This is a genomic window from Aureimonas mangrovi (assembly GCF_014058705.1).
Lineage (GTDB): Bacteria > Pseudomonadota > Alphaproteobacteria > Rhizobiales > Rhizobiaceae > Aureimonas > Aureimonas mangrovi.
Map to the genome: position 1 here is coordinate 2326604 of NZ_CP059692.1, position 14058 is coordinate 2340661.

Annotated in this window: 14 protein-coding genes; 1 reads left to right on the forward strand and 13 read right to left on the reverse strand. The window is 66.7% G+C overall.

Annotation, left to right across the window (positions count from 1 at the left end; all coding sequences use genetic code 11):
- Positions 1-2: 2 nt before the first annotated feature.
- Genes H1343_RS11125 through H1343_RS11135 form a run of 3 tightly spaced genes read right to left on the reverse strand, consistent with a single transcriptional unit; the run spans position 3 to position 7563 of the window.
- Positions 3-1559: a hypothetical protein gene (locus tag H1343_RS11125; RefSeq protein ID WP_185982975.1), complete on the reverse strand. Its 1557-nt coding sequence runs from the start codon at positions 1557-1559 to the stop codon at positions 3-5.
- 2 nt (positions 1560-1561) lie between these two features.
- On the reverse strand, positions 1562-1759 hold the full coding sequence (locus tag H1343_RS11130) for a hypothetical protein (protein WP_185982976.1): 198 nt from the start codon (positions 1757-1759) through the stop codon (positions 1562-1564).
- Positions 1756-7563 carry a TIGR02594 family protein gene (locus H1343_RS11135; RefSeq protein ID WP_185982977.1) on the reverse strand — a complete coding sequence of 1936 codons (5808 nt, stop codon included), beginning with the start codon at positions 7561-7563 and terminating at the stop codon, positions 1756-1758. The genes H1343_RS11130 and H1343_RS11135 overlap by 4 nt, the downstream gene beginning before the upstream one ends.
- Positions 7564-7628: 65 nt before the next feature.
- On the opposite strand from H1343_RS11135, the gene H1343_RS11140 reads away from it, so the two are divergent.
- Entirely contained in the window at positions 7629-7973 is a 345-nt protein-coding gene (locus H1343_RS11140; protein ID WP_185982978.1) for a hypothetical protein, read from the forward strand.
- A 10-nt stretch (positions 7974-7983) separates the two neighbouring features.
- Here H1343_RS11140 and H1343_RS11145 read toward each other — a convergent pair whose 3' ends face one another.
- The 10 genes from H1343_RS11145 to H1343_RS11190 all read right to left on the reverse strand — a co-directional run bounded on the left by H1343_RS11145 (position 7984) and on the right by H1343_RS11190 (position 13994).
- Positions 7984-8253 carry a phage tail assembly chaperone gene (locus H1343_RS11145; protein ID WP_185982979.1) on the reverse strand — a complete coding sequence of 90 codons (270 nt, stop codon included), beginning with the start codon at positions 8251-8253 and terminating at the stop codon, positions 7984-7986.
- Between the two features lie 41 nt (positions 8254-8294).
- The gene (locus H1343_RS11150; RefSeq protein ID WP_185982980.1) at positions 8295-8720 is read right to left on the reverse strand and encodes a hypothetical protein; all 426 of its coding nucleotides are present in this window, start codon (positions 8718-8720) and stop codon (positions 8295-8297) included.
- Positions 8721-8796: 76 nt separating this feature from the next.
- Positions 8797-9033, reverse strand: coding sequence for a hypothetical protein (locus H1343_RS11155; protein ID WP_185982981.1), 237 nt, complete (start codon positions 9031-9033; stop codon positions 8797-8799).
- On the reverse strand, positions 9033-9959 hold the full coding sequence (locus H1343_RS11160) for a phage tail tube protein (protein WP_185982982.1): 927 nt from the start codon (positions 9957-9959) through the stop codon (positions 9033-9035). The genes H1343_RS11155 and H1343_RS11160 overlap by 1 nt, the downstream gene beginning before the upstream one ends.
- 31 nt (positions 9960-9990) lie before the next feature.
- Complete coding sequence (locus tag H1343_RS11165) at positions 9991-10404, reverse strand: phage tail terminator-like protein (RefSeq protein ID WP_185982983.1); 414 nt, start codon at positions 10402-10404, stop codon at positions 9991-9993.
- The gene (locus H1343_RS11170; RefSeq protein WP_185982984.1) at positions 10404-11078 is read right to left on the reverse strand and encodes a hypothetical protein; all 675 of its coding nucleotides are present in this window, start codon (positions 11076-11078) and stop codon (positions 10404-10406) included. Before H1343_RS11170 ends, H1343_RS11165 begins: the two co-directional genes overlap by 1 nt.
- Positions 11078-11416 (reverse strand): restriction endonuclease subunit S domain-containing protein, encoded by a 339-nt coding sequence (locus H1343_RS11175; RefSeq protein ID WP_185982985.1) that lies wholly within the window; start codon positions 11414-11416, stop codon positions 11078-11080. The genes H1343_RS11170 and H1343_RS11175 overlap by 1 nt, the downstream gene beginning before the upstream one ends.
- On the reverse strand, positions 11413-12015 hold the full coding sequence (locus H1343_RS11180; RefSeq protein WP_185982986.1) for a hypothetical protein: 603 nt from the start codon (positions 12013-12015) through the stop codon (positions 11413-11415). Before H1343_RS11180 ends, H1343_RS11175 begins: the two co-directional genes overlap by 4 nt.
- 1 nt (position 12016) lies before the next feature.
- Positions 12017-12487, reverse strand: coding sequence for a hypothetical protein (locus tag H1343_RS11185; RefSeq protein WP_185982987.1), 471 nt, complete (start codon positions 12485-12487; stop codon positions 12017-12019).
- Between the two features lie 70 nt (positions 12488-12557).
- Positions 12558-13994, reverse strand: coding sequence for a phage major capsid protein (locus H1343_RS11190; RefSeq protein ID WP_185982988.1), 1437 nt, complete (start codon positions 13992-13994; stop codon positions 12558-12560).
- Between the last annotated feature and the right edge of the window lie 64 nt (positions 13995-14058).

The window sequence follows — 14058 nt, forward strand, 5'->3', positions numbered from 1 at the left end:
TCTTACCCGTAGAGATCGAGGACGGTCGTTCCCGTCACCAGCGTGACGTCCTCGCCGAGGACGACGAAGGGCTTGCCGCCGGCGAGGTCGAAGCGGTCGACGGCGAGCGTGACGACGTCGCCGAGATCGATGTCTGGCAGCTCGGCGCGCGGCACCGGCACGCGGTAGCGGTCGCGCCGCACGCCGTAGATGCCGAGCCGCCGCTGTGCTTCTGCCTGCGCATCGGCGAGGTTGACGAAGGCGCTGTCGAAGCTCGGCTCGGTCGCGAGGAGATGGCGCTCGCGGACTGCGGCATCCTCGGCCAGCGCGTTGCGATACTCCTCGGCGGCGAACGCCTTCATCGCCGCCGTTGCCGCGGTGGCGTCAAGCGTCGCCTTGGACTGGATCGTCCAGTTGCGGGCGTAGCGCATCGTCACCTTGGCCGCCGGCACGCCGGAGCCGTCATCCGCTGTCGCCAGTCGCTCGATGCCGTCACCGCGATCAAGCACCAGGGCACGATCGAGGACGGGGGCATCGGCGTCGAACACCGGCGCGTCGAGGCGGCGCACACGGAAGCGGCCGAGACGATCGGGCACGATCCACGCGCCGACACTGGCGAGGACCGACGAAAGGACGGCCGAGACGTCGCGGCGGTCGAGCCCTGTCCACGTCCCGACCTCGGCGGGGTTCACCGCATGCAGGGTGTCGAAGTCGGACGCGACGAAGTCAGCGCCTGCAACGAAGCCCGCCGCCTCGAGAATGCGTCGGGAAACGAGCGCCGCCGAACGCTGGCCCGCCGCCCCCTCTGTCACGTCGACAGTGAGGTCTCCGCTCGGCACCGAACCCGTGCGCAGGAGCCCGAGCGACAGGCACGTTCCGTAGCGCCCGGCCGGGATCGCCGCGGCGCGCAAGGTGGCGATGCTGGCATAGTCCGCCTGGAAGCTGATCGGCACGCCATTGTCGCGCACCGCCTCGACCGAGGCGAGCGGTCGCGAGGAGGCCTGCCAGATGAGATCGAAGCGGTTGGCGAGGATCGGCGAGACGTTCAGCACCCTGCCCCACAGCGTCGGCTTGGGCTTGTCCTTCAGGTCGTCCTCTGCACCCTCGGCCTCGTCCATGCCGCCGGCGACCGTCGTGCCGGCATAGACCACCTTCTGCAGCGGCTCGTTCAGCGCCGCCATGCGGTCGCGCAGGCGCACCGTCGCGCGCCGCCAGCCGAACTCCATCTGCTGCATCGTGCCGGCCAGCACGCCGACACGCGAGGCGAAGGGCGAACGCTCGTCGGCCAGCGCCGTGATGCGCAGCGCCCGCCCATCGACGGCGTAGCGTGCCATCCGGTCGATGCCGCCGTCCGCGTTCGCCAGCTCGATCAAGCCGAAACCGGCCGAGGCCGCACCGTTCGTGCGCCCGGCTTCGAACACCGACCGCTGGAAGTTGCCGGGGTCCTGCACCCGCTCCTCAAAATGCGTGTGCGCGGGCGTGTCGTTCGGCCCGGTCGTGTAGCCCTGCGTGGCGAAGCGTTCGACCACGACGGCGCCGGCCAGCGGATCGTAGGCCTCGATCTCGACGAGATAGATCACCGTCAGAAAGCTCCTCGCCGCTTATGGGACAGAGCCGCAATAGCAACGGCCCGTCTTAGTTCGCGGATTTCGGCGCGCAGACCCCGCAGTTCCTGAAGGATGGCATCGTCACCCATCCCAGCGCAGTCGCCGAGCGCCGACGCGAGATTCGTGCGGTGCCCCGGCTCACAGCTTTCAGGTCCGATGTTCTGATCGGTCACGCCGCGTTCCTCCTCTTCGATGCGCTGACGCCCTCCCGCGCGACCGCGTTGCCGCGCTCGACGGCCGCGACCGTCTCCTGTGCGCCCATGCCGACGGCCTGGCGCAGCGTGCGAACCTCGTCGCGCAGCGCGCGAACCTCGGCGACGAGCGCGGCCTCGCCGCCGCCACCCGTCGCCCGCACGACTGGCATGCGAAGGTCCGGCAGCCGGCGGGCGTTGGCTGCCTCCATGAAGGCCCGCACGCCGGGCATCTGCATCGCGGGCGCCGTGAGGATGCCCTCGCCGCCGGCCAGAGCGATGTTGCCGCCGCCGGCATAGCGAGCGAGCACGCTGTCGCGGTTCCACTCGCCGTTGCCGACGATGCCGCCGGTCTGCATGCCTCCCAGGAAGCGGTCCTTGATCCACTTGCCGTTGATCCACCGGCCGCCCTGCCCCTCCTGCGGCAGCTGATTGGCGAAGTTCAGCCCCGCCTCATACGGCGTTCGCGGGCCGAGGATCGTCGTCTGCCAACCGTTCTGGTCGCTCGCACGCTCAACGCGCGGGCTCCAGTACTGGCCCTCGCTGGATCGCCATGCCCCCGTCTCGTCATTTCCGATCTTCTTCCACGTCAGCGCCTTCGGGCCGGTGGCCGCGTCGCCGGCGCCGCCGTCGGCCGGGTTCACCGCAACCCCCGGCGGCTGATAGGACGGGATCGCCGCCTCCGGGTTCAGCGCCCGGACATAGTCCTCCAGCGCCTTCGCCTGCGCTGTGTCGCGAGCCGCCTGCGCCGCGTTGAAGGCGTCGATGGCGTCGGCGACGGAGAGGACGCTGTCGTTGATGTCGATCAGCGCGCCGACCTGGATATCGAGAAGGTCGAGCTGCAACTTGGCGGCGTCGATCTCCTCCTTCGCGCTCGCCTCGGTGCGGGCGAGGATGCCGGACACCTCGTCGAAGATCGAGAAGTAGTGCTCGCTCGATGCGTAGTAGCTCTTGGCCTCGTCGAGATAGGACCGCGACAGGTCGATGAGCTGGCCCTGCGCCTCCTCGTCGCCGGCGGCCGCCTTCGCGGCGGTCTGCCGGAACTTCTCCTGCGCCTCGGTGAGCTTGGCGAAGGGCGCCAGCGGCGAGAGGTTGCGATCGAGGCGGATGTCGTCCCGATACTTCGCCAGCGCCGCCGAGAAGCTCTCCAGCCGCGACACGCTCTGTTCCAGCTCGCCCTTCTGCTTGTTGTAGGCGGAACGCAGGTCGCTCTCGGCACGCGAGAGGGCGTTCTCGATCGTCGCCATGCTCTCCTCGAGAACGCCGGCGAGCTGCGGGAAGAGATCGATGAGCGGATCGAGCGCGTCGCCGACGAGGCCGGTGCCGTCGACGACGTTCTGCACCTGCACCTGAAACCAGCGCTCGATCAGAGCGGGATCGACGCCGAGCGAGCGGGCATCGGCGCGCATCTCGTCACGACGTTCGATCAGCGAGCGGATCTGGTTGAGGTAGCCGAGCCCCTGCGCGTCTGCGATCTCGCCGCGGATGCCCTGGGCGAAGTCGTCGCGCAGCTTGTCGATGCCGCGCGTCAGATGATCGGCGATGGCGCGCGCCGCATCCTCGGCCGACATGCCGAGCTTCTGCAGCTCGTCGCCGAGCGCGGCGGCCATGCCGTGCATCGTGTCGAGGGCCTTGTAGATCTCGGTCAGCTCCTCCGGCCCGGAAATCTGGCGCAGAAGCTGCTCGCGCCCGGCCGTCTGCGCGATGGCGATATCAGGCGAGCCCTCGCCGACGGCTGCCGTCAGGTCGGCGATGTAGTTGCGGATGGCGAGCGAGCTTTCGCGCACCTCGGCCGCCGCCTTGGCGAACTCCGGCTCCAGCCCGCGCCCGGCCATCATGGAGGTGACGATCGCGTCTTTCGTCAGGCGCACCTGGTCGAACAACCGCTCCATGTAGTCGGAGAGCGCGTCCTGCATCTCGTTCAGGCGCTGGATCTCGGCCTTGTTCTTCGCCGTCTTCGCCAGCTGCTGGTACTGCTTCAGCTGCGCGGAGATGCGGGCGCGCTCCTTCTCAAGCGTGCCGGACGCGCGGTCGAGAAGCGTGTCCTGCAGCTCCAGGATCGCCGGCATCTGCGCGTCGAGCTGCTGCTGCGCCTGCATGCGCTGCTGGCGCTCCTGCTCCTCTCGCTGGCGCCGCTCCTCGCGCTTGCGCTTCGAACGCCCGAACAGGCCGCCGAGGAGGCCGAGCGCGGCTCCACCGATCAGGCCGATCGGCGTCGCCATCGCACCCAAGGCCGGGAATGCGGTCGCGATGGAACCTGCCGCTCCGAAGCCGGACATCGCTCCGCCCATGAGACCGCCGAGCGGCGAGCCGGACTGCATGCCGCCGGCAAAGGCGCCGAACGCCGCCCCTCCGACACCAAGCATCGCCTGCCCCTGCGGCCCGAAGATGCCGCCCTGCACGGTCTGTCCGCCTGTCGCGCCCGCCTGCGGACCAACGCCGGGAACCGAGCCCTGCGCGATCGCGCGCTGCGCATCGAGCGAGCCGTCGCGCACGGCTTCTCGGAGGCCGGGTCCGGTGCGATAGCCGCGCACCTGATCGAGCCCGAAACTCTTTGTGTTCGCCCCGTGCGATTGGTTTCCGCCGAACACCTGCACGGTGCCGTCGCCGAAGCCCGCCACGAAGCCGACATGGCCGGACGTTCCTTGCGCCTGCGGCTTCAGGACAACGATGTCGCCGACCTGCGGCGCATTCGTTCCCGATCCCCATCCCATGAACGATGACGCGAGGTTCGATCCGGTGCCCTGCCCGCCCGTCCTCGCGATCGCGGCATTGGCAAATGCCGCGCACCATGCCGTGTCGGCCGCCGACAGGTTGTTCCAGTTGCCGGACGCCTGCATGAAGCCGTCGAGCACCTTGGAGTCCGCGCGCTCGTTCAGGCCATCGAACTGCCGCGCGACTGCGAGGGCCGACCGCGCCGAACGGTCGAGATTGTCGTTGAGAGCCCGCATCTCACGCGAGCCGCCGAAGGGCAGCTCGTATCCCGCCGGGAACCCAGGCGGCGAAACGGAACGGCGGTTGTCGTTCGCCGCCGTATAGGCTGCGTCCTTACCGAACAGGAGCTCCAGCGTATTCTTCTTCCCGATCTCGGCGAACTGACGTCCGATATCGGCAAAGCCCTTCAGGACGCGGTCGAAGAAGCTGTCGGTCGAGCTCGGATCGAAGATGTCGAGAAGCGTTGAGCCGATGTTGTTCGCGAGCGCCTGGCCGACATCTTCAGCGGACTTGACGCCGCGCTTGCGGAACTCGTCCACCTTCGGCAAGGCGTCTTCGAAATTCTTCGCGATCTGTAGGCGCAGCGCGGCGCGCTGCATGTCGTCGAGGCCATTCGTCGTGTCGTTGATGGCGGCGAGAAGCCGCTCGGCATCCTGCTCTGCGGCATACCACGGGAAGAAGGTTCGGATGGCCGCATCGGCTTCGCCCGCCAGCGCCCGGTTGGCGGCCTCAAGCTCACGAGCCGCCTTCTCGGCTTCCTTCATGCCGGTGGAGGCGCGCCGCGCCGCCGCGTCCTGCTCGTCGAAACGCGCATTCACCGTCGCAAGCGTCTGGGTATGCGCGGCCTGCGCCCGCTCCAGTTCGGCCGTGTCGGCACCCGCGGCCTCGAGTTCCTTGCGGAGTTTCTCGTAGACGCCCGCCTCTCGCGCGACAGCCTGCGCGCGCGCATCCATTGCCCCGACACGCGCACCGTTTTCGTATTCGTCGAGCTGACGGCGAGCGGTGGCAAGCCCCGTGATCTCATCTCGAGCGCGCGCGCCCCACTCCTCGAGCCGCTTGAACTCCTCGCCGCGCGCATGTGGCGACATGATCATCTGGTTGATGCGGCCCTGCGCCGTCGCGATCTCCTCATTCAAGGATACGAGGTCGGCCTCTGCCTTCATCTGCTTGGCGACTTCCGGGATGCGCTGCCCGATCGCGTCCCACGCCGACTTGTAGGCAGCAAGCGCGTCTGTGCCGCCAGCGACCGCGCTCGTCGTTCGATTGATGTGACCCGTGACGTCCATCAAAGCTGCGGATGCATTGGCGACGCTGTTTTCCGCATTCGTCACCTCAGATGCCAGAGCGGCGAAGGCATCAATACCGCCGTCGATCTGCGCGATGTACTCGGCGAAGCCGGGGTCGGTGCGGGCGAGCGTGCGCAAGCTCGTGACGAAAGCGTCGGCGCTGCCGGCGGCGCCGTCGTAACCAGCAGCGATGTCGAGCAACTGGCGAGCATGCTGATCGTCATACCCTTCGAGGAAGTCGAGGCCTGACACCGCGCGCTCGAATCGCTGCACCGCCGCGTCGAGAATGGCCGCTCGCTCGTCAACCGCCGACTGCGCGGCAGAATGATCGACCTCCAGTTCGCTGCGCGTCATCTGTCGACGCGCGGCGTCGGCTTCGGCGTAGCGGTCACGGATCTCGCCGACGATACGCTCGTGCTCCTCCATCGTCCGGTTGGCCTCTTCGCCGTTCCGCGACCACATGAGCAACCCGGTCGCGATGGCCGTGACGGTCGTGATCCCGATGCCGACCGGTCCGCCGAGGAGCGCCATCGCCGCCGATGCCGCGCCGGCTCGCGTCGTGATGGTCGCGAGCGTCGCGTTGAACGCGTTTGCGGCGACTGTGGAGGTGACGAACGACGTGGCGAGGCGCGACCCGACCAGCGCCGTCAAGGCGCCGGCCACCGGCAGGATCGTGTCCATGTTGTCGGCGACGAAGCGCATCGTGTCGGCATAGGCCTTCGTCGATGCGATACGGGCATCGGCCGCGCCGCTCGCGCGATTGAAGGCATCGATGGCGTCTTCGGTCGCCTTCGTCGCATCGCCCTGCGCTTTCGTCAGCCCATCGTAAGCGCGCACGGCGGCACCGCCGACCTGCCCTTCGAGGTTGCGGAGAATGACATCCTGCGCACGAGCCTGATCGCCGACGGCCATGAACGCCTCGACGAGCTTCAGCTCCTGCTCTTCGAGTGCGAAGCCGCGCTGGCGAAGATTGGCGAACCCCTTGATCGGATCGTCCAAAGCTCGGGCGATGGCGTCGAGCGAGGATTGCAGCGATCCCCCGAACACTTCCGACAGGTCGTTCGCCACGACGATCGTGCGCTGGAACTCCTCGCGTCCGATGGAGGTAAAGGTGGAGAGCTGCGCGGCCACGGCCATGACTTCCTCGGCCGCACGCCCCGTGCCGGCCTCAATGCCGTCCGCAAAGGTCTGGATCTCTCGCGCCGAGAGCCCGGCCGCCTGGCCGGTCGCCTCCAGCACGCCTTGCAACCGGCGCCCGGCCCGCTCGGCTTCCTCCATACGCCGCGACGATTCCGTCAGCATCATCACGGCACCCCCGCCTCCGACGAGGCCGCCGACGCCGAGCGCCGCCGTCATCGGAGAGATCCGGGCAGCAAGCGCCGATAGACGCGAAAAAGCACCCTCCGACTGACGGGCCGATCGCGTCAGCTGATCGTTCGCGGTCGCCGCCCCGACCGTCCGAGCGCGAAGCTGTTCCAGCACACGCGCATGCTCCTGCGCCGTGATGATCCCCTGCCGCTCGGCGCGCTCCAGGTCGCGCTGCCCGCGTTCAAGTTGGAGCTGTGCACGGTACGTCTGATCGATCCGCGAGCGCAGGCGATCGTAGGCGCCCTGCGCCGACGTCTGCCGGCGGGACGTGGTTTCGGTAGACCGGGCGACGCCGTCGCTCGATTTTGCGAGCTTCTCGTTCGCTGCCGATTGCGCATCCAGTTCGCGACGGACCTTCTCCGCGCCTTCGGAGGTATGCCGAACGACGATCTCGCGAATTGCACGTAGTGTTGACATGGCAAGCCCTACCGCCTGAGAAACGGTTTACGAATGCGTCGCGCTAAGAAACGGAGTCATCAGAATTGAAACTACTGGCAGGTGATTGGAAGTCTGAAATTAACGTTCTACTCAACAACCGAGAGTTCGCGTTTCAGAACTCGTTACTCAAATTTGAGCGCATCGCCTTGGAAGAAGTGGCTGAATTCGATGTAGTGACGGAAGAGAACAAAGCATCCATCGCCGGCAAATTAGGATGGGGAGCTTTGGGCGCGATTGCGCTAGGACCGCTGGGGTTACTTGCTGGCGTTCTCGGCGGTGGCAATCGTCAAGAGCGAATTATATCTGTAAGTTTTAAGGACGGCAGAAAAGCACTGCTTAAGGGCACGTCGAAAGAGGTTCAAATACTCACAGCGTCCACATTTAAATGAAGACTTGTCTTCACTGATCAGATGGCCTCTTGTTCGAAAGATACTCCTGATCCATCGCCCGGATCATGCGCAGTAGGCGGTCGAACTCGTTCGCGTCGTCGAAGCCGAAGCGTGAGGCGTATCGGTCGATCGACGTGAACGGGATCGGACCTGCGCCGGCCATGCCGATGGGTCGATCCGTCGAGAGTTCGTGAAACGCCTCCCAGAATGGCAGGAGATGCGGCTCGACCGACGGACGGTCGAGGAGGGCTTGCGGTTCGTCGCCCTCCTCCGCTAGCATCTCCAGCCATTCGAGCTTGGAGCCCCATTTGAGGCTCCAGCTCAGGCAGAGGGTGAGTTTCCCGCGTCGTCCTTCGCACCCTCTTCTTCCGTCTGGGCGACGATCGCCGCAGCGAACGCGACGCCATCGCGGAACGGGCGCAGGCTCGGGTCCGAGAGATAGGCGAGCGCCGCCTCCGCAGAGAACGGGATCGGCTGATCGTTGTCGTCGAGGAGGCCGTCCCAATCGAGCAGCACCGTCTGCGCGAGGCACTTGTTGGTGATCTGGTCCATCACGTCGCTGTCGACCGATCCGCGCTGGCGCTGTGAGCGCGGCGTGGCCTCGATCAATCTGGACTGGAGGCGACGATAATGTGCGTTGCCGTGGCCGCGGACCTTGAGGCGGATGCCGCCGAGTTCGGGAATGTTGTCGACCCAGGCGCCCTCTTCGACGGCCGTGGCGTTGATCTTCAGAGCGGAGAGCTTCATTGCGATGTCCTTCGGGTTGTCGGGATGGTGGCCGCAGGCGTCCCGACGAGCACCTGCGGCCGTGCTGCGCGCAGTCTCAGTCGGCCACTTGGGCCGGTTCGGGATCGCTGTCCGACGCGGATTGCGCGCCGGGTTCGGTCGCGGCGGCCTTTGCGCCACCACGAGATGGTTTCGCCACAACGTCGACGAGGCCCTTGGCCTCCATCGTCTCGGCGAGAGCGTTGGACACCTCCTGCGGTGTCCCGGCCGGGAAGTGCGCCTTCTTCCCGTTCGGATAGGCCGTGAAGCCGCGCGTCGGCGTGACCGTCCGCATCAGACGCCGCGCTCGATCTTGATCGAACAGCCCTCGGCCGACTCCAGGACGGCGCGGATCGGGATGTTGACCATGACGTCGTCATCATTGCCGCCGGCGGTCACTTCGCCATCGCCGAAGATGATCTTCGGCAGGGTGATCCGGTAGCCGGCGCCGGGCGCATTGCCGATCACGAAGGACAGCGCGCCGGACCCGTGATCGAGAACCTTCTGATAGAGCGCGTTGCTCTGGAAGTAGCACTCGATCGAGCCCGTGACCTCGCAGCGACCTTCACCGAACTCTTCGGAGAGCGGGGATCCGACCACCGGACGAGTGCGAAGGTTGTTCGCCAGCTGCAGGCTCATATTGCTGATCTTCGGCGCCGGCACGACACCATCGACGTTCAGCTGCGCGATGTTGGCCGAGGAGGTCGAGACGGGCGTCGTCAGCGGGTCGGCATAGGTCGCGTCGGCCACCGGGGCTTCCGCAAGCGTCTCTTCGATCCCCATGACGTCGAGGGAGACGGTCACGACCGCTCGCGCAGCGATCGCGAGCGAGATCGTGTTGAGCATCACGCCGCGAAAGCGCGAATAGCTCTCGGCCGCGCCGATGGTCCGCGTTTCCTCGACGGTCAGCGAATGACGGGTCACGCCATTCTTCAGAACGTCGTCCGTCCAGTCGCCGAACAGCGCCATCTCGAGCAGCGTGTCGAATGAGCCGTAGCTCATTTCGGCCTGGTAGGAACCGGTCGCGTCCTTCCCGAGCATGAACTCGTCACGGACGTTGCGATCGGGCTGACGCTCGTTCGAAGTGCCGGTGGCCTTGGTCGTGCGCATGCCCCCGGAGGTGACGCGGATGGTTTCGAAGGAAGGAGCCGGCGGCGTCACGCCGAACGTCTCCTCCTTCACGACGGCCACGCGGACGCCGCTCCCAGAAGCGAATGCCATGGGTTTCTCCTGACGATGATGGTTTCGTGGATCAGCCGACGATGTCGAACTGATAGGGAACGGCGAAGGAGAGGGCGTAGTAGTTGCCGTCCTCGTTCGCGTCGTCGACGACGGGCGATGTGGGCGCGAAGGTCTGCACGCCGTCGAACTCTTTGCCGCGGAAGATCGCGGCGATCTCGGCAGCCCAGTTCAAGCCCTGCGCGGCGCCCGAACCACGCTCGACATGGATGACGAAGCGGACTGCCCCCTCTTCGCGCCAGACGTTGAAGCCGGGCGCGCCGAAGGTGAGCTGGCGAGCAGTGCTGTACGGATACTGCAGGACGACAAAGGCCGTCCCGTCTTCCGGCGTATCGCCATCGGTGCCGTTGATGCCGTAGACGTCCGCTCCGGCCCAGCCGCTCGCGAGCCGCGCCTCGATGGCGTTGATCACCTCTTTCTGTGCCATCAGCCGAACGTCCTTACGATGATGGCGGGCACGCGCGTTGTGCGCTCCATCGCCATCGCCGACCGTCTCGCCGGCTGGTGGCGCAGTCGGGCGCGCTCCTCGCGGTTGGCTCCTCCGGCCACGTAGCCCATCAGCGGCGAGCGATAGCTAAAGCCGATCCTGCCGATATTGCCGAAGCGCCGGGAGGCCATCGCGGCCACGGCCTCGTACACGCCATCCGGAGCAAGCGACGACTGCCCGCGCTCGATCTTGCGCGCATAAGGTTGCGTGTTGAGGAAGATGAACTCGCTTGCGTCCGCCGGCGGGTTGGCCGTGTCGATCTCGACACCGTCCGCTAGAAGGACGTGCGATTTCGAGAAGCGCCCCGTGAGTACGGGAGACGCCTTCACCAGCTGCTCGCCGATCCATTCGAGCATCTGGTCGAACAGCTCGAACTTAGCCGAGATCACGCCGCCGGCACTGACGCTGTCCAGCGGCGCACCCTCTCGACCATCGACGAAGACGCGACGGCCTGGCGTGCGGCCGAGAACCTTCCTGTTTTCCTCTGCCGCCTTATCGATCTCCTCGGCGGCGAAGGCTGCGAACTGCCGGCTCCGCTGCGCGGGGTCGAGCTCATCGCGCAGCGCCAGTTCGAATTCGCGGTCGATGGGCTCGATGCGGGTGCGCGTTGCCATCACCCGCGAACCTGAAGATTGATGCGCACGAGGTGATCGTCGATCATCACGGGATTGACGCTCTCCACGTTGCGAAGCCGTCCCGCCACTCGAAGCCGATCGTTGCGGAGTGGCAGCCCTTCGATCTCGATCTGCGACCAGTCGGTCGGTGAGATGACGACGAGGCTGTCGCCTTGCTGGATTCCGCCGACGAGTTCCTTCGCCCCGTAACCTCGAAAGAACACGCGCACCGAACGCTCCAGCGCTTCCGCGTTCGGCACGACGCGCCGCAGGACAGCGCTCTGTCCGGACTTGGCGATCTGCCGATCCAGCATCCGAATGGCACGCGACGGCGTCATGCGAAGACTCGAAGAGGCGAGAGCAGGTTTCCGACGGCGCGCTCTATGGCTTGTGAGATGTATGGCGAGACCGTTCGACGGGTCGAGCCAACGCCGTCGACGTCCTCTTGCTGGAGGAAGACGTCTTCCGATCCCATCGAGATCAGCAGGCCGGTCGCGAGGATGATCGCCGCCTTCGCGTTCGCCGGCGGGTCGTTGACCAAGCGCCGAGCGTCACCCTCCCCCTGCCACTTCCCGTAGCCGGCGCGGTATCGGATGCGAACATCACCCATGCGTCCGCGCACGGCCGGGAGACGATCGCGATGCATCGGCTCGGGGATAGGCCACTCGTGCTCAACCCCGGCGGCGTCCGTGTACCAGATGCCGACGATGTCGATCTCTGGCGGATAGGGAAGCCAGAACGGGTCCGGCCAGGCATCGGCCTGCAGCTCCAGCGTCTGAATGCCGAGAGCGCGGCCGAGCCAGCCCGCCGGACCGTCGATTTCCGCCGTCGCCGCGGCGATCATCGACACGACGAAGGCATCGTCGGCGGCGTGATCTCCGCGAATGTCCGCCGGAACCACGATGGGCTCCGGTGGCGCGATGACGACGACGCGCACCTTACTTCGCCTTAGCCTTCGAAGCCTTCTCAGCCTCGTCGGCCGCAGCCTTCGCCTTCGCCGCACGTTCCTCGTGCTCGGCAACGGCCTTGTCGGCATCACTGCCGGCAGTCGTGACGCGTTCGGCATGTGCTGTGATCGCCTTCTCGGCGTCGTCACCAGCGGCGTTCGCGCGAGCCTGATGCGCGGCGATCGCCGAATCGGCTTCCTTCTGCGCGTCGATGACCGTCTGCCGGATGGCTTCGATCTGGCCGGCAGCCTCGCGCGACACGCGCTCGACATCCTCGCGCTTCAGGGCTGGAATGTCGGCCTTCGGGACCGACGCGTTGTCGTCCTCGCTTTCGAAGACACAGCCCGACGCGGCGAGCTTCTTCAGCTGGATCGCATCGATGGTGACGACCTGTCCGGCGCGAACCGGCTTGCCTCCGAGATTGAAAGCGGCGCGAGCGGTGCGCTCGATGAGAGCAGGCATGGGAACCTCCTACGAGTTGTGGACGGGGGAAAATGGCAGGCGCCGACGAAGGCGGCGCCTGCGAGAGCGATCAGGCGCCGGGAACGTCGAGGGCGACGAAGGGCGAGACCTGATAGCCGTTCTCGAGCGGGAACGGGGCGGTGAGCCAGGGCTTGCCGTCGACGTTCCAGAAAATCTTGATCATCGTCTTGTTCTGCTTGAACAGGACATGCTCGGACGCGGCGACGAACGGGCCGGAGCCGTCCTTGATCAGGTACATGGACAGATCGCCGTACCAGATGTCGCCGAGGGCACCGAGCAGCGGGTTGCGGTCCGACATGATCGCCGGTCGGCCCGCGAGGGATGCAGGCTCGCCCTCGCGCGCCGACGCCACCCAGATGTAGTTCCCGGCGGGATCGCGGAGCTTCATCAGCGACGGCAGCGCCGAACGGCTGAAGACGAACACGCCGTTGCCGTGTCCACGCGCCACCATCTCGACCACGTCATCATAGGTGATGACGTTGGCCGTGCCGCGCGGCACCTTGAAGAGCGCCGGCGAGTTGAGAATGCCGAGCGGCTTGTTGATGCCATTGCCGTGGATGAAGGCGAAGTCCTCGGACTGGCGCACCGCCCCGCGCATCTGCGCCTCAATGAAGGCCGAGGAGCCCTGCCAGTTGCGCAGGAGCTTGTCGGTGATGGTGATCGTGCCCGCGACCTCGTGCGGCTCGAGGCTCACCTCGCGCAGCTTCAGATCGGTGTCCGGCTTCTCCTCGCCCTCCCCGATCCACTGCACCTCGACACCGCCGAACATATTGCCGGGCGCGGCGCCGCGCTGGTCGAGCGCCGTCAGCGTCACCTTGGCGTCCGGTGCGTTGCCGGGCTCCAACACCTGTGCGCGAGGCCGCACGATGGCGTCCTGTGGCTGGACGCGCAGGAGAGTGTTGCGGAACTCGGGCGGAATGGCGAAGCCGCCGGACGGGCCGTCATCCATGCGCATCTCGGCGGACAGGCCTTCGCCGTCCCCCTCGGCGCCAACGTTCTCGACGTAGTTCAGGCGCTGGTCGTTCGGGTTGAAGCGAACGGCATGCATGAACTCGCCGACGCTTTCGAATTCGCGTCGCGCGCCCGCCGCGGGCGGATGCACGATCGAACCGCGTCGGGCAGCCGCTGGGATGACGACGGGGGCCGTCGATGCCTGGAGGCTTTCGAGACGGCCGATGCGCTTCTCGACGCTCTCCTTCTCAGCCTTCAGCTTGTCGAAGGCCTCCTCCTCCTCGGCCGTCAGATCGCGGTCCTCGGACTCGGAAGCTTCGACGAGGGCCTGCATCTGGGCACCGAGATCGGCGCGCTTGTCGCGAAGAGCGACGAGGAGCGGGGATGCGACGACGACCGCGAAGGGATCGAACGCCTGCGCGACATGGGCGTGAGCGGAGATGTCCGGCGCCGAGAGGCCGACGAACAGGGCGGCGGTGAGGAGGCAAAGCACCGGGACTGCGAAGAGCAGAGCGGCGTGTCGCTTGGTGGTCATGGTATCCGTCCTTTCTGGTGGACATGAAAAAGCCCGTCGCGGCGATGGCCGGGACGGGCGGGCG

Excerpts from the sequence above, each read along its gene's own strand:
- H1343_RS11135 (WP_185982977.1), bottom strand. The coding sequence starts at position 7,563 with ATGTCAACACTACGTGCAATTCGCGAGATCGTCGTTCGGCATACCTCC.
- H1343_RS11145 (WP_185982979.1), bottom strand. The coding sequence starts at position 8,253 with ATGCTAGCGGAGGAGGGCGACGAACCGCAAGCCCTCCTCGACCGTCCG.
- H1343_RS11150 (WP_185982980.1), bottom strand. The coding sequence starts at position 8,720 with ATGAAGCTCTCCGCTCTGAAGATCAACGCCACGGCCGTCGAAGAGGGC.
- H1343_RS11155 (WP_185982981.1), bottom strand. The coding sequence starts at position 9,033 with ATGCGGACGGTCACGCCGACGCGCGGCTTCACGGCCTATCCGAACGGG.
- H1343_RS11160 (WP_185982982.1), bottom strand. The coding sequence starts at position 9,959 with ATGGCATTCGCTTCTGGGAGCGGCGTCCGCGTGGCCGTCGTGAAGGAG.
- H1343_RS11165 (WP_185982983.1), bottom strand. The coding sequence starts at position 10,404 with ATGGCACAGAAAGAGGTGATCAACGCCATCGAGGCGCGGCTCGCGAGC.
- H1343_RS11170 (WP_185982984.1), bottom strand. The coding sequence starts at position 11,078 with ATGGCAACGCGCACCCGCATCGAGCCCATCGACCGCGAATTCGAACTG.
- H1343_RS11175 (WP_185982985.1), bottom strand. The coding sequence starts at position 11,416 with ATGACGCCGTCGCGTGCCATTCGGATGCTGGATCGGCAGATCGCCAAG.
- H1343_RS11185 (WP_185982987.1), bottom strand. The coding sequence starts at position 12,487 with ATGCCTGCTCTCATCGAGCGCACCGCTCGCGCCGCTTTCAATCTCGGA.
- H1343_RS11190 (WP_185982988.1), bottom strand. The coding sequence starts at position 13,994 with ATGACCACCAAGCGACACGCCGCTCTGCTCTTCGCAGTCCCGGTGCTT.